At 64.1% G+C, this 449-nt stretch carries 1 protein-coding gene; it reads right to left on the bottom strand.

The annotated features are described in order from the left end of the window. Positions 1 to 151 precede the first annotated feature (151 nt). Positions 152 to 449 (bottom strand): hypothetical protein (locus GO615_RS28040; protein ID WP_211167426.1); only part of this gene is annotated, 298 nt, incomplete at its 5' end.

Raw genomic sequence — 449 nt, 5'->3', positions numbered from 1 at the left:
GGGCAGCACCGTCAGCCACTCAGTCCGGTTCGGCCGCTGCGCCTGTCAGCCTCCCCAAGACCGGCCAGGGTGCAAAGGTCAACCAACCGGCTGCGAACGACGGCGAGGCCAATTCGTGATGGCGCGCGCGCAGGGCGTCGCTGTCAAGCGATTAAGTGCGGCGGTCGGCCATCAGGTGCGCGCCAGCGCTCGACACTTTCTCGGCGGCACGCAGGATGTAGTAGCTGACAACGGCAAGCAGGAACATGCCGAACACGCCCATGACAAAAATCGACTGGACCGTCTCGCTCAGTGTGTTCGGCTTGGGTGCATGGCGCGCAAGGCCGATGTAGCCGCACACGATGGCCAACCCCGCAAGCATGATGAGGCGTCGCACCAGACTGCCCGAGCGCGTCTGCATAGGGGTCGCGAAAGACGCCATGACCAGGAACATGGTCGCACCCGTGAAA

The organism is Aromatoleum evansii, assembly GCF_012910805.1.
GTDB lineage: Bacteria > Pseudomonadota > Gammaproteobacteria > Burkholderiales > Rhodocyclaceae > Aromatoleum > Aromatoleum evansii.
This window is presented reverse-complemented; position numbering and strand designations above follow the sequence as displayed.